Source organism: Nonomuraea sp. NPDC005730 (genome assembly GCF_040630865.1).
GTDB lineage: Bacteria > Actinomycetota > Actinomycetes > Streptosporangiales > Streptosporangiaceae > Nonomuraea.
On the sequence record NZ_JBEXYK010000028.1, the window covers coordinates 77371 to 99147 of the forward strand.

General features: G+C 71.1%; 15 protein-coding genes. 8 read left to right on the forward strand and 7 right to left on the reverse strand.

What is annotated here, in order from left to right:
* Window positions 1-47: 47 nt before the first annotated feature.
* Both glgB and ABZ444_RS28315 read right to left on the reverse strand, forming a co-directional pair.
* On the reverse strand, window positions 48-2288 hold the full coding sequence (gene glgB, locus ABZ444_RS28310) for a 1,4-alpha-glucan branching protein GlgB (protein WP_358003032.1): 2241 nt from the start codon (window positions 2286-2288) through the stop codon (window positions 48-50).
* A gap of 169 nt (window positions 2289-2457) precedes the next feature.
* Complete coding sequence (locus ABZ444_RS28315) at window positions 2458-5565, reverse strand: BTAD domain-containing putative transcriptional regulator (protein ID WP_358003035.1); 3108 nt, start codon at window positions 5563-5565, stop codon at window positions 2458-2460.
* A 74-nt stretch (window positions 5566-5639) separates the two neighbouring features.
* On the opposite strand from ABZ444_RS28315, the gene ABZ444_RS28320 reads away from it, so the two are divergent.
* A complete protein-coding gene (locus ABZ444_RS28320) occupies window positions 5640-6494 on the forward strand; it encodes an NAD(P)-binding domain-containing protein (protein WP_358003037.1) in 855 nt (284 codons plus the stop codon).
* 30 nt (window positions 6495-6524) lie between these two features.
* On the opposite strand, the gene ABZ444_RS28325 is transcribed toward ABZ444_RS28320, so the two are convergent.
* The 3 genes from ABZ444_RS28325 to ABZ444_RS28335 all read right to left on the reverse strand — a co-directional run bounded on the left by ABZ444_RS28325 (window position 6525) and on the right by ABZ444_RS28335 (window position 11734).
* On the reverse strand, window positions 6525-7856 hold the full coding sequence (locus ABZ444_RS28325; protein ID WP_358003040.1) for an aminoglycoside phosphotransferase: 1332 nt from the start codon (window positions 7854-7856) through the stop codon (window positions 6525-6527).
* Between the two features lie 3 nt (window positions 7857-7859).
* Entirely contained in the window at window positions 7860-9560 is a 1701-nt protein-coding gene (treS, locus tag ABZ444_RS28330; RefSeq protein WP_352352254.1) for a maltose alpha-D-glucosyltransferase, read from the reverse strand.
* A gap of 71 nt (window positions 9561-9631) precedes the next feature.
* The gene (locus tag ABZ444_RS28335; RefSeq protein WP_357973351.1) at window positions 9632-11734 is read right to left on the reverse strand and encodes an alpha-1,4-glucan--maltose-1-phosphate maltosyltransferase; all 2103 of its coding nucleotides are present in this window, start codon (window positions 11732-11734) and stop codon (window positions 9632-9634) included.
* A gap of 293 nt (window positions 11735-12027) precedes the next feature.
* Here ABZ444_RS28335 and glgP point away from each other — a divergent pair, with 293 nt between their 5' ends.
* Window positions 12028-14607, forward strand: coding sequence for an alpha-glucan family phosphorylase (gene glgP / locus ABZ444_RS28340; protein ID WP_358003043.1), 2580 nt, complete (start codon window positions 12028-12030; stop codon window positions 14605-14607).
* Window positions 14608-14657: 50 nt separating this feature from the next.
* Window positions 14658-15554 carry a MurR/RpiR family transcriptional regulator gene (locus ABZ444_RS28345; RefSeq protein ID WP_358003046.1) on the forward strand — a complete coding sequence of 299 codons (897 nt, stop codon included), beginning with the start codon at window positions 14658-14660 and terminating at the stop codon, window positions 15552-15554.
* On the opposite strand, the gene ABZ444_RS28350 is transcribed toward ABZ444_RS28345, so the two are convergent.
* Window positions 15517-17427, reverse strand: coding sequence for a peptidoglycan recognition family protein (locus ABZ444_RS28350; RefSeq protein WP_358003049.1), 1911 nt, complete (start codon window positions 17425-17427; stop codon window positions 15517-15519). The genes ABZ444_RS28345 and ABZ444_RS28350 overlap by 38 nt on opposite strands.
* A gap of 188 nt (window positions 17428-17615) precedes the next feature.
* Between ABZ444_RS28350 and ABZ444_RS28355 the strand changes: the two genes are divergently transcribed.
* The 3 genes from ABZ444_RS28355 to ABZ444_RS28365 all read left to right on the forward strand — a co-directional run bounded on the left by ABZ444_RS28355 (window position 17616) and on the right by ABZ444_RS28365 (window position 19827).
* The gene (locus ABZ444_RS28355; protein WP_358003052.1) at window positions 17616-17819 is read left to right on the forward strand and encodes a hypothetical protein; all 204 of its coding nucleotides are present in this window, start codon (window positions 17616-17618) and stop codon (window positions 17817-17819) included.
* Between the two features lie 7 nt (window positions 17820-17826).
* Entirely contained in the window at window positions 17827-18519 is a 693-nt protein-coding gene (locus ABZ444_RS28360; RefSeq protein WP_358003055.1) for a CBS domain-containing protein, read from the forward strand.
* Window positions 18520-18768: 249 nt separating this feature from the next.
* Complete coding sequence (locus tag ABZ444_RS28365; RefSeq protein ID WP_358003058.1) at window positions 18769-19827, forward strand: 3-deoxy-7-phosphoheptulonate synthase; 1059 nt, start codon at window positions 18769-18771, stop codon at window positions 19825-19827.
* A 57-nt stretch (window positions 19828-19884) separates the two neighbouring features.
* On the opposite strand, the gene ABZ444_RS28370 is transcribed toward ABZ444_RS28365, so the two are convergent.
* Window positions 19885-20169, reverse strand: coding sequence for a Fe-S cluster assembly protein HesB (locus tag ABZ444_RS28370; protein ID WP_352328823.1), 285 nt, complete (start codon window positions 20167-20169; stop codon window positions 19885-19887).
* Window positions 20170-20270: 101 nt separating this feature from the next.
* Here ABZ444_RS28370 and ABZ444_RS28375 point away from each other — a divergent pair, with 101 nt between their 5' ends.
* Both ABZ444_RS28375 and ABZ444_RS28380 read left to right on the forward strand, forming a co-directional pair.
* Window positions 20271-20927 carry an endonuclease gene (locus ABZ444_RS28375; RefSeq protein ID WP_358003061.1) on the forward strand — a complete coding sequence of 219 codons (657 nt, stop codon included), beginning with the start codon at window positions 20271-20273 and terminating at the stop codon, window positions 20925-20927.
* 27 nt (window positions 20928-20954) lie between these two features.
* Window positions 20955-21728, forward strand: a complete 774-nt coding sequence (locus ABZ444_RS28380) for an enoyl-CoA hydratase-related protein (protein ID WP_358003064.1) — start codon at window positions 20955-20957, stop codon at window positions 21726-21728.
* Window positions 21729-21777: the final 49 nt, after the last annotated feature.

Consider the following 21777-nt stretch of genomic DNA (forward strand, 5'->3'; position numbering starts at 1 on the left):
GCACAGAGCCCGGCCCTGTTTCTCACCGAACTTTCAGCGCACGCACCTCAAACGTTCAGCGGCCCCGAAGACCCGGACGACCCGGACGACTCCGACGACGCGGACGACTCCGACGACGCGGACGGCTCGGACGACTCCGGCGGCGCCTCCTTGGTCAGCCACACCGCGCCCAGCGGCGGCACCCGCAACGTCGTGGAGAACGGCAGCCCGTGCCACGGCTCGGCCTCGGCCTCGACCCCTCCCATGTTGCCCACGCCGCTGCCCCAGTAGTCGTAGGCGTCGGTGTTGACGACCTCCGCCCAGTGGCCGCCGTAGGGCAGGCCGAGCCGGTAGTTCTCGTGCGCGCTGCCGCTGAAGTTGACCACGCAGGCCGCCGCCGACCCGTCGGCCGCGTACCGGACGAACGAGAACGTGTTCCCGGACGCGTCGTCGGCGTCGATCCAGCGGAACCCCTCCGGTCTGGCGTCCTGCTCCCACAGCGCCGGGGTCTCCTTGTAGAGCCTGTTGAGGTCGCGGACGAGCCGCTGCACGCCCTTGTGCCCGTCGAACTCCAGCACCCACCAGTCGAGCCCGCGCTCCTCCGACCACTCCGAGCCCTGGCCGAACTCGCCGCCCATGAACAACAACTGCTTGCCCGGATGCGCCCACATGAACGCCAGCAACGCCCTGAGCTGGGCGAAACGCTGCCATTCGTCCCCCGGCATCTTGCCGAGCAGCGAGCCCTTGCCGTGCACCACCTCGTCATGGGACAGCGGCAGCACGTAGTTCTCGGAATAGGCGTAGATGAGGGAGAACGTCATCTGATGGTGGTGGTACTGGCGGAAGATCGGCTCGCGGCGCAGGTATTCGAGCGTGTCGTGCATCCAGCCCATGTTCCACTTGAACCCGAAGCCGAGGCCGCCCAGGTGCACCGGCCGCGACACGCCGGGCCAGGCCGTCGACTCCTCGGCGACGGTCGAGATGCCCGGAGCCTCCCGGTAGCAGACCGAGTTCATCTCCTTGAGGAACTCGACCGCGTCGAGGTTCTCCCGGCCGCCGTAGACGTTGGGGGTCCACTCGCCCTCGCGGCGCGAGTAGTCGAGGTAGAGCATCGAGGCGACCGCGTCCACGCGCAGGCCGTCCACGTGGAACTCCTGCAGCCAGTAGAGCGCGTTCGCGACCAGGAAGTTCTTGACCTCCCTGCGGCCGAAGTCGAAGACGTAGGTGCCCCAGTCGGGGTGCTCGCCCCTGGCCGGGTCGGCGTGCTCGTACAGCGGGGTGCCGTCGAAGCGGGCCAGGGCCCACTCGTCCATGGGGAAGTGGGCCGGCACCCAGTCCAGCAGCACGCCGATGCCGCGCTGGTGCATGCGGTCCACGAAGTGCCGGAACTCGTCGGGCGTGCCGAACCTGGCCGTCGGCGCGTAGTAGGACGTCACCTGGTAGCCCCACGAGCCGCCGAACGGATGCTCGGCCACCGGCAGCAGCTCGACGTGCGTGAACCCCATGTCGGCCACGTAGTCGGAGAGCTGGTCGGCCAGCTCCAGGTAGGACAGCCCCGGCCGCCACGAGCCGAGGTGCACCTCGTAGACGCTCATCGGCCCGAGCTGCGCCGGCCGGTCGCGCCGCGCGGTCATCCAGTCGTCGTCGGCCCAGGTGTAGGCGGACTCGTCGATCACGGAGGCGGTCATCGGAGGCACCTCGGTGCGCCGGGCCATGGGGTCGGCCTTGTCGCGCCAGAGCCCGTCGGCGCCGAGGATCTGGAACTTGTACCGCTCACCGGCCGCCAGCCCGGGGACGAACAGCTCCCACACGCCCGACCGGCCGAGCGAGCGCATCGGGTAGGCGGTGCCGTCCCAGTGGTTGAAGTCGCCGACGACCCTGATGCCGCGCGCGTTCGGCGCCCAGACGGCGAACGCGGTGCCCTGCACGTCCTGGTGCTCCATCACCCGGGCGCCCAGGACCTCCCACAGCCGCTCGTGCCGCCCCTCGCCGATGAGGTGCAGGTCCACCTCGCCCAGCGTGGGCCAATGCCGGTACGGGTCCCTGACCTCGTACGGCTCGCCACCGGCGTACCGGACGCGCAGGGTGTAGTCGGGCACCTTGTCCAGCCCGGCGACCGTGGCCTCGAACACGCCGTGGGCCTGGTGTCTCATGTCGTGGGCCGTGCCGTCGTCGAGCACCACCTGCACCCGCTCGGCCAGCGGGCGCAGCGCGCGGAACACCACGCCGCCCGAGACCGGGTGTGCTCCGAGCACGGAGTGCGGATCGTGGTGCGCCCCGCCAGCGAGGCGGTCGAGCTCTGTCCTCATGGGCATGCTCCCAACCCTGCCTTATGATGACCGTCCATCTCTGGCACTGCCCGCTTTCACGGCGACAATCACCGAATGTGCAAAATCCCGGGATGATCGCAGAAGTATGCGGGATCGTCATGGATGATCCTTGGCCGTGTCGTGGCCGGACACGTCCTGCATGAGGCGATCAGGCGCCCGAGGTGTCCTCCAGGAGCTCGTCCACCGGCATGCCGGCCCCTTCGGCCAGGCCGGTCGCCAGCGCCGCCGCGCCCAGGGCCGCCGTCACGACCGCCGTGATCCGGTCCACGTCCCCCCGCTCGCCCGCCGGCAGCGGCGCCCCGACGGACGCCCTGAGCGCGGCGGCCTTCCCGAGCAGCCGCGCCGCGTCCGCGTACCGGCCGCCGAGGGCCCGCGCCCCCGCCAGCCCCTCCAGCCCGAGGGCGGTCGCGCGCGGGTCGCCCACCTTGCGGGCGGCGGCCAGCCCGCGAAGCTGGAACTCCAGCGCGCCCGCCGCGTCCCCGCGCAGCTCGGCCACGAACCCCAGTTCCGCCAGGATCAGCGCCGCGCCCGGCTCGCCGGCGACGTCCAGCACCCAGTCCAGCCAGGTCAGCAGCAGCCGTTCGGCCTCGTCGAGCCGTCCCTGGCGGCGCGCGCCGAGCGCCAGCCCGATCTCGGCGAACTCCTCGGCCGGACGGTTCGACTGCGACACCGCCAGCCGCCTGGCCCGCTCGTGGTGGTCGTCGGCCGCCGCGTGGTCGCCCCGCAGCATGGCGATCCGGCCCAGGCGGGACAACGCGTCGGAGACCGAGCTCCACAGGCCCAGCTCCTCGGCCATGCGCAGGCCCTCCGCCCGCAGCCCGGCGGCGCGGTCGTAGTCGCCGATGATCTCGGCGTGGCTGCCCAGGCATTCCGCCGCCCGCAGCTCGCCCCAGCGGTCCCCGGTCCGCCTGAACAGCGCCAGGCCGCGCTCGCCGTCGCGCCGCATGCCCTCCAAATCGCCGCGCATCCCGGCCCATCTGGCCCGGACGGTCAGGGTGGCGGCCATGCCCCACTCGTCGTCCAGTTCGCCGAACTCCGACAACGCCGTCTCGATCATGCCGACGCTGACCGACAGATCGTCGTACCCGAACAGGGCGAAGCCGACGAACCACCGCGCCCTGGCCCGCTCCCGGGCGTCCTGGACGGCCGCGAACAGTTTCGTCACGTCCGGGCCTGGCGGCTGACCCACCAGCAGCCGCATACCCGCCAGCCACGCCCTGGCCTGCGGGGCGCCCGGATCGTCGTCCGTCGCGATCGCGAGCGCCGCCTCCAGCGCCCGCTCGCCCTCGCCCAGCCGGCCGCGCAGCACCCAGTACCAGGCCAGTGCGTTCACCAGCCGCAGCGCCTCGGCCGCCGCGCCGAGCCGCACCGCCGTCTCCAGCGCCGCGCGCAGGTTGCCGCCCTCGGCGTCGAGCTGGGCGAGCGCGCGCCGCTGCCCGTGCCCCCGCAGGTACGGCTCCACCCGCTCGGCCAGGCCCGTGTAGTGGCGCACGTGCCGGAGCCGTACCTCCGCCGGCTCGCCGGCCGCCTCCAGCCGCTCCACGCAGTACGCCGCCACCGACTCCAGCAGCCGGAACCGCGGCTCCCCGTCGCCCCACGCCCGCACCACCAGCGAGCGGTCCACCAGCCTGGCCACCGCCTCCAGGACGTCCACGCCCGGCTCGGCGCAGACCTCCTCGGCCGCCTCCAGCGTGCACCCGTCGGCGTGCACGGCCAGCCGCCGCAGCACGACGCGCTCGTCCTCGCCCAGCAGCTCCCAGCTCCAGTCGATCATCGCGCGCAACGTCTGCTGCCGCGCGGGCGCGCCGCGCCGGCCGGAGGCGAGCACCCTGAACCGGTCGTCCAGCCGTTCGGCGAGCTGGCGCGGGGTGAGCGTGCGCATCCGGGTCGCGGCCAGCTCCAGGGCCAGCGGGATGCCGTCCAGCCGGGCGCAGATCTCGGCGACGTCGGCGTCCGGCTCGATGCCCGCGCGCGCGGCGAACAGCTCCGCCGCCGCCTCCCGTCCCAGCGGCGGCACGCTCCACAGGGCCTCGCCCTCGATGCGCAGCGACTCCTGGCTGGTGGCCAGGACGCGCAGCCCGGGAGCGGCCCGCAGCAGCCGCCCGGCCAGCGCGGCGACCTGCTCGACGACGTGTTCGCAGTTGTCCAGGACGAGCAGCGTCCGGGTGCCCTCCAGGACACCGGCCAGCCGCGCGGTCAGGTCCTTCGCCGCGCCGCCCACGTCGTCCCGCAGGCCGAGCACCCCCGCGACCGCCTCGGTCACCTCGACCGCCGGCGCCCCGGCGCGCAGCCCCGCCAGCTCCACCAGCCACACCCCGCCGGCGAAGCCGGGCGGCCCGGGGGAGTCCGCCGCGGCGAGCGCGAGGCGGGTCTTGCCGACCCCGCCGGGGCCCGTCAGCGTGACCAGCCGGTTCGCGCGCAGCAGGGCGCGCACCTCCGCCACCGCCTCCTCCCGGCCCACGAGGCCGGTGAGCGGCGCGGGCAGGTTCGTCCGCCGCCGCCCCGGCCCGTCGAGCGCCGGGTCCTGCTCAAGGATCGCCTGGTGCAGCGCGACCAGCTCGGGACCGGGGTCGAGCCCGAGCTCGTCGGCCAGCCGCGTCCGCAGGTCGGCGTAGCTGGCCAGCGCCTCCCCCTGCCGTCCCGCCCGGTACAGGGCCCGTACGTGCGCGGCCCGCAGCCGCTCGCGGAACGGGTGCTCGGCCACCAGGTCGGCCAGCTCGGCCGCCAGCAGCCCGTGCTCGCCCAGCCCGAGCCGCGCCTCGGCCAGCTCCTCCAGCGCCACCAGCCGCTGCTCGTCCAGCCGGGCCACGGCGGCCCTGGCGAACTCCTCGTCGGCGAACTCCGCGAAGGCGGCTCCCCGCCACAGGTCGAGGGCCTGCCGCAGCAGCCCGGCGCGGGTTCGCGGGTCGGCGCTGCGCTGCGCCTGCCCGACGAGGTCGGCGAACCGTCCGGCGTCCACGTCCTCGGGCTCGACCCGCAGCACGTATCCCGGCGCCCGGTACGCCACCAGCTCCCGGTCGCCCAGCACCCGGCGCAACTGCGACACCTTCACCCGGAGCGCGGCCAGGGCGTTCGCCGGCGGCCTGCCGCCCCACAGGTCCTCGATGAGCCGGTCGGCGGAGACCGGCCGCCCGGCGTGGATCAGCAGGTCGGCCAGCAGCGCCCGGACCTTGACCTCCAGCACCTGGACAGGCTCGCCGCCGGCCCCCCAAACGGCGAGCGCCCCCAGCACCCCGAACCGCACTCCGCCCCCCATAAGCAACTCCGAATCAGACCATAACCCCCAGCGGGCAGGGTGAACGCATCCGTCAGAACCTAAGGAATCCCGAAATGTCAGAAGAAATTTCCATCATCGGTCTCGGCCTCATGGGCGCGGCGCTCGCCGGCAGCCTGCTGGACGCCGGACACCGCGTCACCGTGTGGAACCGTTCGGCGGACAAGGCCGAGCCCCTGGTCGCCAGGGGCGCCACCCGCGCCGCGACGGTGGCGGAGGCGGTCGCGGCGAGCCCGCTGGTGATCGTCTGCGTGCTCGACTACCCGGCCGTGTACGAGCTGCTGGCCGACACCCCGCTGGCGGGCCGCGTCGTGGCGAACCTGACCACCGGCAGGCCCGTCGAGGCCCGCCAGGCGGCCGAATGGGTGACCGCACGCGGCGGCGACTACGTGGACGGCGGCATCATGGCCGTGCCCCAGATGGTCGGCCGGCCCGGCGCGCTCGTGCTCTACAGCGGTTCGCAGGCGGCGTTCGACCGCTTCGAGGAGGCGTTCCGCGCGATGGCCGAGCCGCGCTTCGTCGGCACGGACCCCGGCCTGGCCCCGCTGCTCGACCTGGCCATGCTCACCGGCATGTACGGCCAGATCGCCGGCTTCCTGGAGGCGGTCGCACTCGTCGACTCGGCCGGCTATCCGTTGACCGAATTCACCAGCAACCTCCTGGTCCCGTGGCTCAACGCGATGGCCGCCGCGCAACCCGAGTGGGTCAAGTCAGTGGAGTCGCGCGACTACACGACTCTGGTGTCGAACCTGGAGATCAACAGGTCCGGCCTGGAGAACCTGGTGCGTGCCTTCAGGGAGCAGCAGGTCAAGCCCGACCTCCTGCTGCCGCTGAAGGCGATCGTCGATCAGCGCACCGCCCGCGGCCACGGCGCCGAGGGCCTGCCCGGCCTGGTCGAAGAGCTGCGCTGACCCCCGGGCCGCCTCGGGGCGCCCCGCCGGTCAGGCGGGGCGGGGGTGGAAGGCGGCCAACGGGATGGAGACCCACGACGGGCGGTTGCGGGCCTCGTAGACCACCTCGTACACCGCCTTGGACAGCTCGAACGCCCGCAGCAGCGCCGCGTCCCCGACCGTGATCATGCCGCCGCCCTCCCGGTAGCCGTCCAGGAACGCGGTGCGGTTGCGGTCGGCCCATGCCTCGGCCCGGGGCTGGAGCTCGGCGGCCTGCGGGTGGTCGGCCAGCAGGTGCCTGGCCGCGTAGTCGAACGAGCGCAGCATGCCGGCCACGTCCCGCAGCGGCGACGACAGCGCCCGGCGCTCGGCCAGCGGCTGCCCCGGCTCGCCCTCGAAGTCGAGCACCACCCAGTCGGTGGGCGTGCGCATCACCTGGCCCAGGTGGTAATCCCCGTGAACGCGCTGCACGGGCACTTCCCTGGTGAGCAGTTCCACCTGGTGGTAGGCGTCCTCCAGGGCCGTCACGTGCCGCCGCAGTTCTGGCACCTCGGCCATGGCCCGCCCGAGCTGCCGCCGGAAGCCCTCGGCCATGCGTTTGACCTCGGGAATCTCGACCAGCTCGGTGGGGAACGCCGCCGCCAGCTCGTGGTGGACGCGGGCGGTGGCGACGCCCAGCCGTACGGACTCGGCGGCGAAGTCGCCGCCCGCGTCGGCGGCGGTGACCCCCGGCAGCGAGGCGTACAGGTCGCGGACGCTGGCCAGCGCGAGGTCCCAGCCGTCGTTGGCGTTGGACAGGTACTCCTGCATGAAGGCGAGCGTGGTGTCCGTGCCGTCCACGTCGGCCTCGATCCACCCGTACGGCTGGGCGATGTTCGGCGCGCTCCGGGCGGCCAGGGCGCTGATGATCTCCAGCTCCGGATTGACGCCCGGGATGAGCCGGCGGAACATCTTGCAGATGTAGGAGTCGCCGTACACGAGCGAGGTGTTCGACTGCTCGGCCCCCAGCACCAGGCTGCGCTGGGAGGTGTCGATGACGACGCCGGGCGCGTGCCGCATGCGCAGCCCGCTGCGGGTCTCGTCGCCCGCCATGCCCTCCAGCAGCCAGCTCATGCTGTCGGCGTCATGGACGGCGTCGTAGAAGTAGGTGTCGCCGAGGCTGCCGATGAGGGCGTGGTTGAGCCGGTCGGGCAGGTCGTGCCGCTCGCCCAGGAAGATCTGGTACCGGTCCCGCGCGCCGTCCTGCCAGACGGCCACGATCAGGTGCCGGAGCCCTGGCGTCAGTACGACGTCCGACTCGATCGACAGATCGTCGATCGGGCGCCCCTTGCCGCCGAACCATCGTTGGCGGCCGATCCATGCGGCAAGGAGCTCCTCTATCACGCCCTACTCCTCCTGGGTGTGTGCCGGTGGGAGTGTGAACCAATAGAACCCATGCCCGGGAAGCGTCAAAAGATACGGTAGTTCGCCAATTGCCGGGAATGGGACCCCTCCCATGGTTTCCACGGGGGAGACGCCGACGAATCTGCGCAGGTCAAGCTCGACCGGTTGCGGGAAGCGCGACAGGTTGTTGACGCACAACATCCGGTCGTCGCCCAGCTCCCGGACGAACGCGAGCACGCTGGGGTTGGAGGAGTTGAGCTCGGCGAACTCGCCGAGCCCGAAGACGGGGTGACGTTTGCGGATCTCGATCATCCGCTTGGTCCAGTGGAGCAGCGAGCCCGCGTTCTTCTGGTGGGCCTCGACGTTGATCGCCTGGTAGCCGTAGATCGGGTCCATGATCACGGGCAGGTAGAGCCGTCCGGGGTCGCAGTCGGAGAACCCGGCGTTGCGGTCGGGGTCCCACTGCATCGGGGTACGGACGCCGTCGCGGTCGCCGAGCCAGATGTTGTCGCCCATGCCGATCTCGTCGCCGTAGTAGAGCACGGGAGAGCCCGGCAGCGACAGGAGCAGCGCGGTGAACAGCTCGATCTGGTTGCGGTCGTTCTCCAGCAGGGGAGCCAGCCGCCGGCGGATGCCGACATTCGCCCGCATACGCGGATCTTTGGCGTACTCCGTGTACATGTAGTCGCGTTCTTCGTCGGTCACCATTTCGAGCGTCAGCTCATCATGGTTCCGCAGGAAAATCCCCCACTGGCAATGTTCCGGAATTTTCGGCGTTTGTGCCAAAATTTCGGAAATGGGGTAACGGGACTCCCGGCGGACCGCCATGAAAATGCGGGGCATGAGCGGGAAATGGAAGGCCATGTGGCATTCGTCCCCGCCGCCTACCGGATCGCCGAAATATTCCACCACGTCCGAAGGCCACTGATTCGCCTCGGCGAGCAGGACCCGGTCCGGGAAGAGCCGGTCGACCTCGCGCCTGATGCTCTTGAGGTACTCGTGCGTCCTGGGCAGGTTCTCGCAGTTGGTGCCCTCCTCCTCGAAGAGGTAGGGCACCGCGTCCAGGCGGAAGCCGTCGATGCCGAGGTCCAGCCAGAACCGCAGCACCTCCAGCATGGCCTCCTGCACGTCCGGGTTCTCGTAGTTGAGGTCGGGCTGGTGGTGGAAGAAGCGGTGCCAGTAGTACTGGCCGCGCACCGGGTCGTAGGTCCAGTTGGACGTCTCGGTGTCGATGAAGATGATCCGGGCGTCCTGGTACTTCTCATCGGTGTCCGACCAGACGTAGAAGTCGCCGAACGGGCCTTCCGGGTCGTGCCTGGAGGCCTGGAACCAGGGATGGGCGTCGCTGGTGTGGTTCATGACGAGGTCGGCGATCACCCGCATGCCGCGTTTGTGTGCCTCGTCGACCAGCTTCACGAAGTCTCCCAGATCCCCGAACTCGGGCAGGATCTTCATGAAGTCGGCGATGTCGTAGCCGCCGTCACGCAGCGGCGACTCGTACAGGGGCAGCAGCCAGAGGCAGTCGACGCCCAGCCACTGCAGGTAGTCGAGCTTGCTGATCAGACCTCTGATGTCCCCGGTCCCGTCGCCGTTGGAGTCGGCGAATCCCCTGATCAGAACCTCGTAGAAGACGGCGCGCTTGTACCAGTAAGGATCGCGCGGCTTTTCCTCGTCAAAGGTGTTGGGAATGGGTGTGGAGCTCATGGGCTCCCCCAGAGGGGGCTCATGAGGAGGGCGCTTTCACACACGTTGAAGACTCCCCGCTGAATTCTGTTCTACCGTGGCGCGGCTCGTACGGTGAGAATGTGGGCAGGCTGGATGTGAGGGTCGAGACGCACATAGTTGCTCTGCCTCCAGCGGTAGGACTCGCCCGACAGCTCGTCGTCCACGACGAACTCGGCGTTCCAGTCGAGACCGATGGCGGGCAGGTCGAGATCTACCGTCGCCTCGTGGGTGTGGTGAGGATCCAGATTGACAACCGCCAGAACGACGTCGCCCAGCCCGTGCCTTCGTGTGGCCGTGTCGTAGGCGCCCGGAAGCCGTTTGGAGAAGCAGACGATGTCCGGATGGTCGACCCTGTGGAACCGTAGGTTACGCAATTCCTGCAGCGCCGGATGCGCTCTTCGGAACAAATTCAGATGGGTGATGAGCGGGGCGAGGGTCCTTCCGTCGCGTTCGGCGGCCGCCCAGTCGCGTGGCTTGTACTGATATTTCTCACTATCTAGGTATTCCTCACTCCCCGGGCGCACCGGAACGTTCTCGGCCAGCTCGTACCCGGAGTAGACCCCCCAGGTCGGCGACGTGAGAGCGGCCAGCACGGCCCTGATCCTGAACGCCGGCACGCCGCCGTGCTGCAGGTACTCGTGCAGGATGTCCGGGGTGTTGACGAACAGGTTCGGCCGCAGGAACGCGGACGTCTCGTGCGAGAGCTCCGACAGGTACGTCTCCACGTCGAACTTGGAGTTCTTCCACGTGTAATACGTGTACGACTGGTGGAACCCCGTCTTGGCGAGCGTCTGGAGCATCGCGGGCCGGGTGAACGCCTCGGCCAGGAACACCACGTCCGGGTCGGTCGCGTGGATGTCGGCCAGCAGGCGCTCCCAGAACGCCACCGGCTTGGTGTGCGGGTTGTCCACCCGGAAGATCCGCACGCCGTGGTCCATCCAGTGCCGCAGCACCCGCCGGACCTCGGCGAAGATGCCCTCGGGATCCCTGTCGAAGTTGATCGGGTAGATGTCCTGGTACTTCTTCGGCGGGTTCTCGGCGTAGGCGATCGTCCCGTCCGCCCGGATCGTGAACCACTCCGGGTGCTCCTTGACCCACGGGTGGTCGGGGGCGCACTGCAGGGCGAAGTCGAGCGCGACCTCCATGCCCAGGGCGCGGGTGCGGCTGACGAACTCGTCGAAGTCCTCAAGGGTGCCCAGGTCGGGATGGACGGCGTCGTGGCCGCCGTCCTCCGAGCCGATCGCCCACGGCGAGCCGGGCTCGTCGGGCTCGGGACTGAGCGTGTTGTTGCGGCCCTTGCGGAAGGTCTGGCCGATGGGATGGATCGGCGGCAGGTAGACGACGTCGAAGCCCATCTTGGCGATGGCGGGCAGCCGCTTGGCCGCGGTCTGGAAGGTGCCGGACCTGGAGACGCCGGACTCGGTGACGACCGCGCCCTCGGACCTGGGGAAGAACTCGTACCAGGAGCCGTAGAGCGCCCTGCGCCGGTCGACCCTGACCTTGTACGGCTTGGCCCTGGTCACCAGCTCGCGGAACGGATGCGCCGCCAGCAGCGCGGCCGTCTCGGGGAGCTGGGCGATGGACAGCCGGGCGCGCGGGTCGAGCTCCTCGTCCCGCAGCGTGGCCGCCACCGACAGCAGCGCGGCCCGGTGCCCGCACGCGCTGTCGCCGTTGCCGTTGCCCTTGCTGTTGCCCATGCCGTTCCTGGAGTGCCCGTTGCCGGGGCCCGCCTGGCCGCCGGGCGCGGGGCACTCGGCCGTACGGACGGCCTTGGCGGCCCGCTCGAACAGCCGGGCCCCCTCCTCGCACATGAGGTCGGTGTCGAGGCCGCGCGGGATCTTGATCTCGGCGTCGTGCAGCCACGTCCTGATCGGATCGCTCCACGCCTCCACGCGGAACATCCAGTCGCCCTCGGCCGGCAGGCACACGTCAACGCCCCAGCGGTCGGTGCCGGGGGCGAGCTCGCGCATGGGTTTCAGGCGGCCACGCTGTCCGTCGGGCGAGGTGAGCACCACGCCCGCGGCCACGGCGTCGTGGCCTTCTCGGAAGACGGTCGCCGAGACCTGGAAGGTCTCGCCGGCGACCGCCTTGGCGGGCCACTGCCCGCAGTCGACGACGGGGGAGATGTCCGTGATGGGAATTCGTCCGATCATCGCATTCGCAGGGTTTGCGACGGCGCGCTCGGCGCCGCCGGAGGCTTTCCGTATGTGCAAGATTTCGCAACCGCGCGGGACCGCTGGATACGGCCTACCCCGGCAGTAACGATCCTTGCACGTAAATAGTGGACAGCAGCGGATAGACCTCCCGAGTGTGTTCCCGGGAGAGCCAACAAAGAGGAAAGTTGCCCCAATCGTCCGGCTTCATGCTTGTTCCGGGCTGGGGTTTGAAGGGGCTTCTTGGGGGTGAAGGACTGAGAGGTCCCTCCTAGCCCGTAGGGTGCAGAAACGTGAGAGCTATCCGCCGGTTTACCGTCCGCACCGTCCTGCCCGCGGAGATGGCCGCCCTGGGCGAGCTCGTGCACAATCTCCGCTGGTCCTGGCACCCGGAGACGCTGGACCTCTTCGCCGAGGTCGACGCGGCCCTGTGGGAACAGGTCGGTCACGACCCCGTGGCCCTGCTCGGCGCCGTCACACCGGCCCGGCTCAACGAGCTGGCCGCCGACCGCCGTTTCCTCCGCCGTCTCGCCGACGCAGCAGATGACCTGCGCGAATACATGACATCGCCGCGCTGGTACCAGACGCTGCCCGACGTCGCCCGCGCCATCGCCTACTTCTCCCCCGAATACGGCATCGCCGCCGCGATGCCCCAGTACTCAGGCGGTCTCGGCATCCTCGCCGGCGACCACCTCAAGGCGGCCAGCGACCTGGGCGTGCCGATCCTCGCGGTCGGCCTGCTCTATCGCCACGGCTACTTCACCCAGTCGCTCTCGCCGGAGGGCTGGCAGCTCGAGCACTACCCGGCGCTCGACGCCGGCGGGCTGCCGCTGACCCTGCTGAAGGACGGCGACGAACCCGTCAAGATCCGTCTCGGCCTGCCCGAGGGCCGCGTCCTGCACGCCCAGGTCTGGGTGGCGCAGGTGGGCCGGGTGCCGCTGCTGCTGCTCGACTCCGACGTGGCCGACAACGACACCGCCGCCCGCGACGTCACCGACCGCCTCTACGGCGGCGGCACCGACCACCGGCTCATGCAGGAACTGCTGCTGGGCGTGGGCGGCGTCCGCGCCATCAGGGCCTACTGCCGCATCACCGGCCACGCCGAGCCCGAGGTCTTCCACACCAACGAGGGCCACGCCGGCTTCCTCGGCCTGGAGCGCATCCGCGAGCTGACCGAGTCACGCATGTCGTTCGACGAGGCGCTGGAGGCCGTCCGCGCCGGGACGGTGTTCACCACGCACACGCCGGTGCCCGCCGGCATCGACCGTTTCCCCTGCGACCTGATCGAACGCCACTTCGGCGGCGACTCCGCCTGGCCGACCGTGCCCGTCGAGCGCATCCTGGCCCTGGGCGCCGAGGCCGAGCCCGGCCGCTTCAACATGGCCGTCATGGGCATGCGCCTGGCCCAGCGCGTCAACGGCGTCTCCGAGCTGCACGGCGCGGTCAGCCGGGAGATGTTCAAGGACCTGTGGCCCGGCTTCGACCTCGACGAGGTGCCGATCGGCTCGATCACCAACGGCGTGCACGCGCCCACGTGGGTCGGGCGCGAGTTCATGGAGCTGGCGGGCCGCGAGCTGCCCTCGCTGATCGAGCGCGCCCGCGGCTGGGAGGGCATCCAGAAGATCTCCGACCGGGAGATCTGGGAGATCCGCGGCAAGCTGCGCAGGCGGCTGGTCGAGGGCGCGCGCGAGCGGCTGCGCAGGTCGTGGCGCGAGCGCGGCGCCTCGGTCGCCGAGCTGGGCTGGATCGACGACGCGCTCGACCCCGACGTGCTGACGATCGGCTTCGCCCGGCGGGTGCCGTCGTACAAGCGGCTCACGCTCATGCTGCGCGACCCCAGGCGGCTGGCCCGCCTGCTGCTCGACCCGGACAAGCCGGTGCAGATCGTGATCGCCGGCAAGGCGCATCCGGCCGACGAGGGCGGCAAGAAGCTGATCCAGCAGATCGTCAAGTTCGCCGACCAGCACAACGTGCGCCACCGGATCGTCTTCCTGCCCGACTACGACATGACGCTCGGCCAGCTCATGGTCCAGGGCTGCGACGTGTGGCTGAACAACCCGCTGCGGCCGCTGGAGGCGTCCGGCACCTCGGGCATGAAGTCGGCGCTGAACGGCGGGCTCAACCTGTCGATCCGCGACGGCTGGTGGGACGAGTGGTACGACGGCACCAACGGCTGGGCCATCCCCACCGCCGACGGCGTCAGCGACCCCGACCGGCGCGACGAGCTGGAGGCCGGCGCCCTGTACGACCTGATCGAGCACGAGGTGTCCGACCGCTTCTACGACCGGCCGTTCGACGAGCTGCCGCGCAGGTGGATGGAGATGGTCAAGCACACCCTGGCCTCGCTCGGGCCCAAGGTGCTGGCCGGACGCATGCTCCGCGACTACGTCGTCGGCCTCTACACCCCGGCAGCCAAGTCGGCCCGCGCGTTGTCGGCCGACTCCTACGCCGCGGCCAGGGCGTTCGCGGCCTGGCGGGTGCGCGTCACGCGGGCCTGGCCGGGGGTGCGGGTCGAGCACGTCGAGGCGTCGGGCGTGGGCGACGCCCCCGAGGTGGGCGCCTCGGTCGAGCTGCGGGCCACGATCGCGCTCGGCGACCTGGAGCCGGGAGACGTGCTGGTCGAGGCCGCGTACGGCAAGGTCGGGCCGCACGACGAGCTGGTCCGTCCGCGGTACGCGCGGCTGGCCGTGGAGTCGCTGGAGGACGACGGCCACGCCCACTTCACGGGCCGGGTGCCGCTCGACCGTACGGGGGCTTTCGGATACACCGTCCGGGTCGTCCCGCATCACCCGTTCGCTGCCACTCCGGCGGAACTGGGGCTGATCGCCGTCCCTGAGGAGCCGGTGGGAATGACGAACGGCACCTTGCGCTGATATATCCGGACGAGGTCGGCCCGGTGGTCGGGCGGTGCATAATCAGGACCGTGGACGACAGCGGGAATGGCCTGCGGGCCGACAATCTGGTGGCCACGGTCCGCGGTGTCCTGCCGTCCCTGACGCCTGCCGCGCAGACCGTCGCCCGGCTCATCCTGGAAGATCCGGCGACGGTCGCGCGCAGCACCATCACGGAGCTGTCGGCCGCCTCCGGCACCAGCGAGGCCACCATCGTGCGCACCGCGCGGCTGCTCGGCTTCGCCGGATATCCCCAGCTCAGGCTGGCTCTGGCGGCGGCGGCCGCGCAGCCCGACCGGCTCGTGCCCGGCGACCTGGCGCCCGACGACCCGCTGTCGGAGGTCATCCAGAAGGTGGCCAGGGCCGAGTCGGAGGCCATCAACGACACCGTCGCCCAGCTGACCAGCGAGCGCCTGGGCCTGGTCGTCGACGCGATCGTGGGGGCCAGGCGCATCGACGCCTACGGCGTGGGCGCCTCGGGATTAGTCGCCCAGGACGTCGCCCAGAAGCTGCTGCGCATCGGCCTGTCCAGCCACGCCTTCCAGGACGCCCACCTGGCCCTGACCAGTGCCGTCCTGCTGAAGGCGGGCGACGTGGCGATCGGCATCAGCACCTCGGGGGAGACCCCCGACGTGATCGAGCCGCTGCGCCGGGCGGGCGAGGCGGGGGCCACCACGGTGGCCGTCACCAACAACCCGCGCTCGACGATCGCGGAGCTGGCCGAGCACGTGCTGATCTCGGCCGGGCGCGAGACGGAGTTCCGTCCCGGCGCCCTGGCCAGCAGGATCAGCCAGCTCCTCGTCGTCGACTGCGTGTTCGTCGGCGTCGCCCAGCGCACGTTCGACTCCTCTCAGGAGGCGCTCGCGAGCACCAGGCGCGCCGTCAAGGAGTTCACCCGGAGAACGTCACCTGCACGTCGTCAGCCTTGACGTACATCACGCGGTGCCCGAACTGGATCTCCAGGTACTTCGTCTTGCCCTTGACCACCGTGTGGTCCTCCAGGTTGAACGTGACCGCCCGGTAGTACTCGGCGGCGGCCGGCCCTGCCAGCGTGTACTTCTCGCCCGCCGAGAACGTGTACTGCAGCGGCGTCACCGCCTGGTACGGGATGCCCGCCGGGTACGCCTCCTGCTCCGGGTACGCCCGCCCGAACACCGGCACGGTCGCCTTGCCCGGCTTCGGGGTGACGACGAGCCCCATCGACGGGATCGCGGTCGGGGCGCTCGCCGGGTTGTGGAACCACGACTTCTGGCCGAGGTACCAGATCGCCGTCCAGTCGCCCTGGCGGTCGGCGACGGCGAAGCGCTGGCCGGTGCTGGCCCTGGCGCTGTGGTCGTACACGCTGTAGAGCGAGCCGCCGGTCGGGTGCTTGCCGATGTCCTTGATCAGCGGGGCGTCGTCGCGCGGCTCGGTGCGCAGCCACACGGTGCCGGCGCTGAGCGGCGGGCAGGCCGCCTCGGGGTTCTTGCGGTCGCAGCCGTAGAAGTAGGGCTTGTTGGTGGCGAAGTCCGGCTTGATCATGACCGAGCCGGACTTCGGCCCGCCGAACTGGTGCAGCGGCGCGCCCATGAGCTGGAAGTAGTGCGCCCAGTCCCAGAACGGCCCCGGGTCCTCGTGCATGCCGCGGACGGTGCTCGGGATCGTGCCCGGGACGTTGTCGTGGCCCAGGATGTGGGCGCGGTCGAGCGGCACGCCGTGCTTGAGCGCCAGGTACCGGACGAGCCGGGCCGACGAGCGGTACATCGCCTCGGTGTACCAGGTGCTGCCCTCGGCCAGGAAGCCTTCGTGCTCGATGCCGATGGACTTGGCGTTGATGTACCAGTTGCCGGCCTGCCAGCCGACGTCCTTGGTCTTGATGTGCTGGGCGATGTGCCCGTCACTGGAACGGACCGAGTAGTGCCAGCTCGCGCCGTAGTTCGGGTCCTGGTTGAGCTTGATCGACGGGAGGAAGTAGCCCTCCATGTCGTGGATGATGATGTAGTCGACCTTCTGGCTGACCGGGCGGTTGGCCAGGTCGTAGTGGCCGTAGTCGTCCGGCGGGAGCTCCTGGTAGGCCGAGGGGATCCACTCGCAGGAGATCGAGGACGGGCACTCGACGCCGTCGCGCCGCGCGGGCCGCAGGCCGAGCTTCTCCAGCCACTTCTCGATCTTCTCCAGGTCCGGGACCTTGGGCAGGGTGATCTTCTGCCCGTCGTCCGTGGTGCGCTCGGCGCCCTCCTGGATGGTGGCGTAGACCTCGTCGGCGAAGAACTTGGCCGCGTCGGCCTCGTCGGCGCCGGAGTACTTGGCGACGGCTCCGTACCATTCGCCGGGATTGGCGCTCAGGGGCGCGCCGAGGCTCTTCTGGTAGTCGGCGAGCAGCGCCGCGCCGCCGCGGATGTTGGCCGCGTCGTCGGTGCGCAGCCGCTCGTGGCTCTCGCCGGTGAGCTGCGCGGCGCGTTCCATCGTGCGCAGCGAGGCGGGGATCTCCGCCGGGGCGGGGGTCGCCGTGGGCGCGAGCGGCCTGCTCTCGTCGCCGCGGGCGTCCTCCTCGCCCTCTCCGTGGTGGTTCGAACCGGTGTACGCGGCCGCGTCGGTCAGGTGCATCGGGCCGAACCCGGCGTCGCTCGACGGCTGGCCCGCGTGGGCGTCCCAGCGCGACTCCAGGTACGAGACGCCGAGCAGCACGCTCTGCGGGACCTTGAACTCGTCGGCCGCCGCGGCGAACGCCTGCTGCCGGTCGGCGGGTTCTTCGGCGTTGGCCGAGGGCACTTGGGTTAAGGGCAACAAGGCGACGACGGCGATCGCCAGCGCTCTGCGCATGAACCGCTCCTTGACTGGGGGGTGTGATGCGGGTTCAGCGTCTCAACATTTTCCTTCTCTGGCGAGAACTTTGCGAAGATATTTTTCATCGCTTAACGGGCACCGGACCGGGCCCGGGGGGCCGAATATCCAGGACTACCAGGTGAGGGGCTGGGTAGGCGGGCCTTCGGAGGAGAGGGGGAGTTGTCATGCCTCGACCCGGAAGTCACTCCTATGACAACGAGCGCCGCCGGCTGCGCAAGCAGCTGGACCGGCAAGGGCTGAGCGAGCAGGAGCTCAAGAAACGCGTGGCCAGGAAACTCCAGTCGGATCCGGACAAGAGCCCGCGCAAGGTGGGCGGCGACCGCGCCGAAGGACCCAAGTCCGAACGGCCCCGCCGGGGGGAGCGCTGAGGACCTGATGACCGGCATCATCGACCGCGTCGGCGTCCAGGACCTGCTCGCGACGCGTGACGCCCAGCTCGCCGAGGTGCTGCCCGAGCGCGAGTACGCCTGGGCGCACCTGCCCGGCGCCGTGCACCTGCCGCTCGGCTCGCTCGACCGGCTGGCCGACGACCTGCTGGACCGGTCGCGTCCGGTCATCGTCTACTGCCACGACTGGCTCTGCGACCTGAGCCCGCGCGCCGCCCACCGGCTGGCCCGGCTGGGCTTCGCCGACGTGCACGACTACGGCCTGGGCAAGATGGACTGGCTGTCGGCCGACCTGCCGTACGAGGGGGAGGCCGTCCTGGTGGGCTCCGGCGCCCGGCGCGACCCGGTCACGGCGGATTTGGAGGACCCGCTGGAGGAGCTCAGCGAGCGCATCGTCGCCGATCCGGCCGGGCTCGCGGTCGTGGTGGACCGGGACGAGGTGGTGCAGGGTGTCATCGGGTCGCGCGAGCTCAAGGGCGCCGACCTGACCGGCACCGCCGAGGCCGCCATGAACACCGGCGTCACCACCGTACGGCCCAGCGAGCAGCTCGACGCCCTGGCCACCCGCATGGAAGGCGCGAACGTCGACCACGTCGTCGTCACCCGCGCCGACGGCACCCTGGTCGGCCTCTACGGGCTCGGCGACCTGCGCGAACCCGGCTGGGAATCCGATCTCGGATAGCGGACGGGATTTGGAGCCGTCACCCGGCGTCTGCTAGCGTCGACAGCATGTCAGTGATCAGCCGATTTTGGCGCTATGTGGCGGCTCCGGGTGGAGCCGAAGGTCACATGCGCTGACTTACTGATCACCCGGAGCCCAAAGGCAGAGACGTCCCGTCTCTGCCTTTCGTCGTTCAGGCGGACGGCTCCGGGGGCCACGGACGTGGGCCGTACCGCCTTCGAACTTCCATCGAAAGCGGAGGACCAGCCCATGACCACGACCAGCGACCTGCGCATCACCTCGTTCGAACCCCTGCCCACGCCCCACGAGCTCATCGGTGAACAGCCGCTCGGCCCCGAGCGCGAGGCGCTGGTGGCGGCGAGCAGGAACGCCGTGCGCGACGTGCTCGCCGGCGACGACGACCGCCTGCTGCTCATCGTCGGCCCGTGCTCGGTGCACGACCCGGAGGCCGCGCTCGACTACGCCCGCCGCCTGGCCGCCGCCACCCGCGACCTCGGCGACGCCCTGTGCGTGGTCATGCGGGTGTACTTCGAGAAGCCGCGTACCACCATCGGCTGGAAGGGCCTGATCAACGACCCGGACATCGACGGCGGTCACGACGTCCAGCGCGGGCTGCGCCTGGCCAGGACGGTGCTGCTCGACGTGCTCGACACCGGGCTGCCGGTGGGCTGCGAGTTCCTTGAGCCCACCAGCCCGCAGTACATCGCCGACGCCGTCACCTGGGGCGCGATCGGCGCGCGCACGCCCGAGAGCCAGGTGCACCGCCAGCTCACCTCCGGCCTGTCCATGCCGGTCGGCTTCAAGAACGCCACCGACGGCGACGTGCAGGTGGCCATCGACGGCGTGAAGGCCGCCGCGCACCCGCAGGTGTTCTTCGGCATCGACGACGAGGGCCGGGCCGCGGTCGTCTCGACCACCGGCAACCCCGACTGTCACGTCATCCTGCGCGGCGGGCGCACCGGCCCGAACTACGACCCCCAGTCCATCGGCGACGCGCTCGCGCTGCTGGCCAAGGCCGGGCTGCCGGAGCGGCTGATCATCGACGCCAGCCACGGCAACAGCGGCAAGGACCATGTACGGCAGGCGGCGGTGGTGCGCGAGGTGGCCGGACGCCTGGCGGCGGGCGAGAAGGGCGTCGCGGGGCTGATGGTGGAGAGCTTCCTGGTGCCGGGGCGGCAGGAGCCCGGCCCGGCGGAGGGCCTGACGTACGGGCAGAGCATCACCGACGCCTGCGTGGGCTGGGAGGAGACCGAGCGCCTGCTGGCCGAGCTGGCCGACGCCGTGCGCGCCGGCCGCGCCGCCGGCTGACGGCCTCCCGGCGGCCCCGAGGTGGTGGGCGGGCCGCCGGAAGCCCGGCAGGGCCGGTCAGGTGCGGCGGTCCAGCCGGAACGTCGGGTGCCCCGGCGTGCCCGGCTGGGCGTCCAGCGACTTGTCGTCGAGGATGGGCGCCGCGTCCTCGGCCACGAAGACGCGCACGTCCCCCTGCTCGATGACCTGGTCCCCGGCGTACGGCGTGCTCGCCAGCGACACCTCCAAGGCGCCCGCCTCGTCCGGCTTGGCGGCGATCCGCAGGCCGGCGTGCGCGGGCACGTCCTCGCCGACCATCAGGTCACGGATCGCGACCACGGCGTTGTCAGTCAATGTCAGCACGATGCGCTCCTTCTCGCTGGAGACCCCCCGCCTCCCCCGCGACCAGGGAGGCAAACGCGCCGGGCCGGGATGAGCGCCCGCCATGGGGGTAGCGGAGCGTCATGGCTGACAAGGACAAGGGCGTGCTGGACGCCCTGCTCGAACAGTGCGGCCAGACGTTCGCCGCGGAGGCGGGCATCCGGCTCGCCGACAGGCCGCGGCCGCTGTACCAGCTTCTCGTGCTGGCCACGCTGCTCAGCGCGCGCATCTCGTCCGGGGTGGCGGTGGCGGCGGCGCGCGAGCTGTTCGCCGCCGGGTACCGCACGCCGCGCGACATGGCGCGGGCGAGCTGGCAGGACCGCGTGGACGCCCTCGGCCGCGGCCACTACCGGCGTTACGACGAGCGCACCTCGACCATGCTCGGCAGAGGCGCCGAGCTGCTGCTCGACCGCTGGAAGGGCGATCTGCGCAGGTTGCGCGACGAGGCCGGGGGCGACCCCGGGCGCATCGGCGAGCTGCTCCGGGAGTTCCCCGGCATCGGCCCGACCGGCGCCGACATCTTCCTGCGCGAGGTCCAGGGCGTGTGGCCGCAGGTCGCGCCGCACCTGGACGGGCGGGTGCTGGACGGCGCGGCCCGGCTCGGGCTGCCGCGCCAGGAACGCGGCCTGGCCCGCCTGGCCCGCTCCGGTGACGAGCTCGCCCGCCTGTCGGCGGCGCTGGTACGCGTGTCGACCAGTAGGAAGGCCGCCGACGAGGTGAAGTCGGCCGCAGCGGGGTGAGCGGGAGCGCTCTGTTAGGTTCGGCTCATGGGTGAGTTTGTGAGCGTCGAGGTGGCCGACCAGATCGCCACGATCCGTCTTGACCGTCCGAAGATGAACGCGCTCAACGTTCAGACGCAACGGGAGCTCGTCGAGGCGGCGCTTCAGGTCGATGCCGACGACCAGGTGCAGGCGGTGATCCTCTACGGCGGCGAGCGGGTCTTCGCCGCCGGCGTGGACGTCAAGGAGATGGCCGACATGTCCTATGCCGACATGTCCACCCACTCCCGCACGCTCCAGGCGTGCTTCACCACGGTGGCCCGCATCGGCAAGCCGGTCATCGCCGCCGTCACCGGCTACGCCCTGGGCGGCGGCTGCGAGCTGGCCCTGTGCGCCGACTTCAGGGTGGCGGGCGAGTCGGCCCGGCTCGGCCAGCCGGAGATCCTGCTCGGGCTCATCCCGGGCGCGGGCGGCACGCAGCGCCTGCCCCGGCTCGTCGGCCCGTCCCGCGCCAAGGATCTGATCTTCACCGGCCGGCACGTCCCCGCCGCCGAGGCCCTGGCCATCGGGCTGGTCGACCGGGTGGTGCCGGACGAGCAGGTCTACACGGCGGCCCTGGAGTGGGCGGCCACGTTCGTCGGCGGCCCGGCCGTGGCGCTGCGCGCCGCCAAGCAGGCCGTCGACCAGGGAGCCGAGGTCGACCTCGACTCCGGCCTGGAGATCGAGCGCCTGCACTTCTCCGGCCTGTTCGCCACCGACGACGCCAGGATCGGCATGCGGGCCTTCGCGGAGAAGGCCAAGGCCAAGTTCACCGGACGGTGACCGCCCGGCCGCCATACGAATGCGACCCTTTGGAGTAGGCCGTCCAAGG

Bases quoted from the DNA above. Each gene is read 5' to 3' on its own strand.
- glgB (WP_358003032.1), bottom strand. From the start codon at position 2,288: ATGAGGACAGAGCTCGACCGCCTCGCTGGCGGGGCGCACCACGATCCG.
- ABZ444_RS28360 (WP_358003055.1), top strand. From the start codon at position 17,827: ATGACCGGCATCATCGACCGCGTCGGCGTCCAGGACCTGCTCGCGACG.
- ABZ444_RS28315 (WP_358003035.1), bottom strand. From the start codon at position 5,565: ATGGGGGGCGGAGTGCGGTTCGGGGTGCTGGGGGCGCTCGCCGTTTGG.
- ABZ444_RS28350 (WP_358003049.1), bottom strand. From the start codon at position 17,427: ATGCGCAGAGCGCTGGCGATCGCCGTCGTCGCCTTGTTGCCCTTAACC.
- treS (WP_352352254.1), bottom strand. From the start codon at position 9,560: ATGAGCTCCACACCCATTCCCAACACCTTTGACGAGGAAAAGCCGCGC.
- ABZ444_RS28335 (WP_357973351.1), bottom strand. From the start codon at position 11,734: ATGATCGGACGAATTCCCATCACGGACATCTCCCCCGTCGTCGACTGC.
- ABZ444_RS28375 (WP_358003061.1), top strand. From the start codon at position 20,271: ATGGCTGACAAGGACAAGGGCGTGCTGGACGCCCTGCTCGAACAGTGC.
- ABZ444_RS28355 (WP_358003052.1), top strand. From the start codon at position 17,616: ATGCCTCGACCCGGAAGTCACTCCTATGACAACGAGCGCCGCCGGCTG.
- ABZ444_RS28380 (WP_358003064.1), top strand. From the start codon at position 20,955: ATGGGTGAGTTTGTGAGCGTCGAGGTGGCCGACCAGATCGCCACGATC.
- ABZ444_RS28320 (WP_358003037.1), top strand. From the start codon at position 5,640: ATGTCAGAAGAAATTTCCATCATCGGTCTCGGCCTCATGGGCGCGGCG.
- ABZ444_RS28365 (WP_358003058.1), top strand. From the start codon at position 18,769: ATGACCACGACCAGCGACCTGCGCATCACCTCGTTCGAACCCCTGCCC.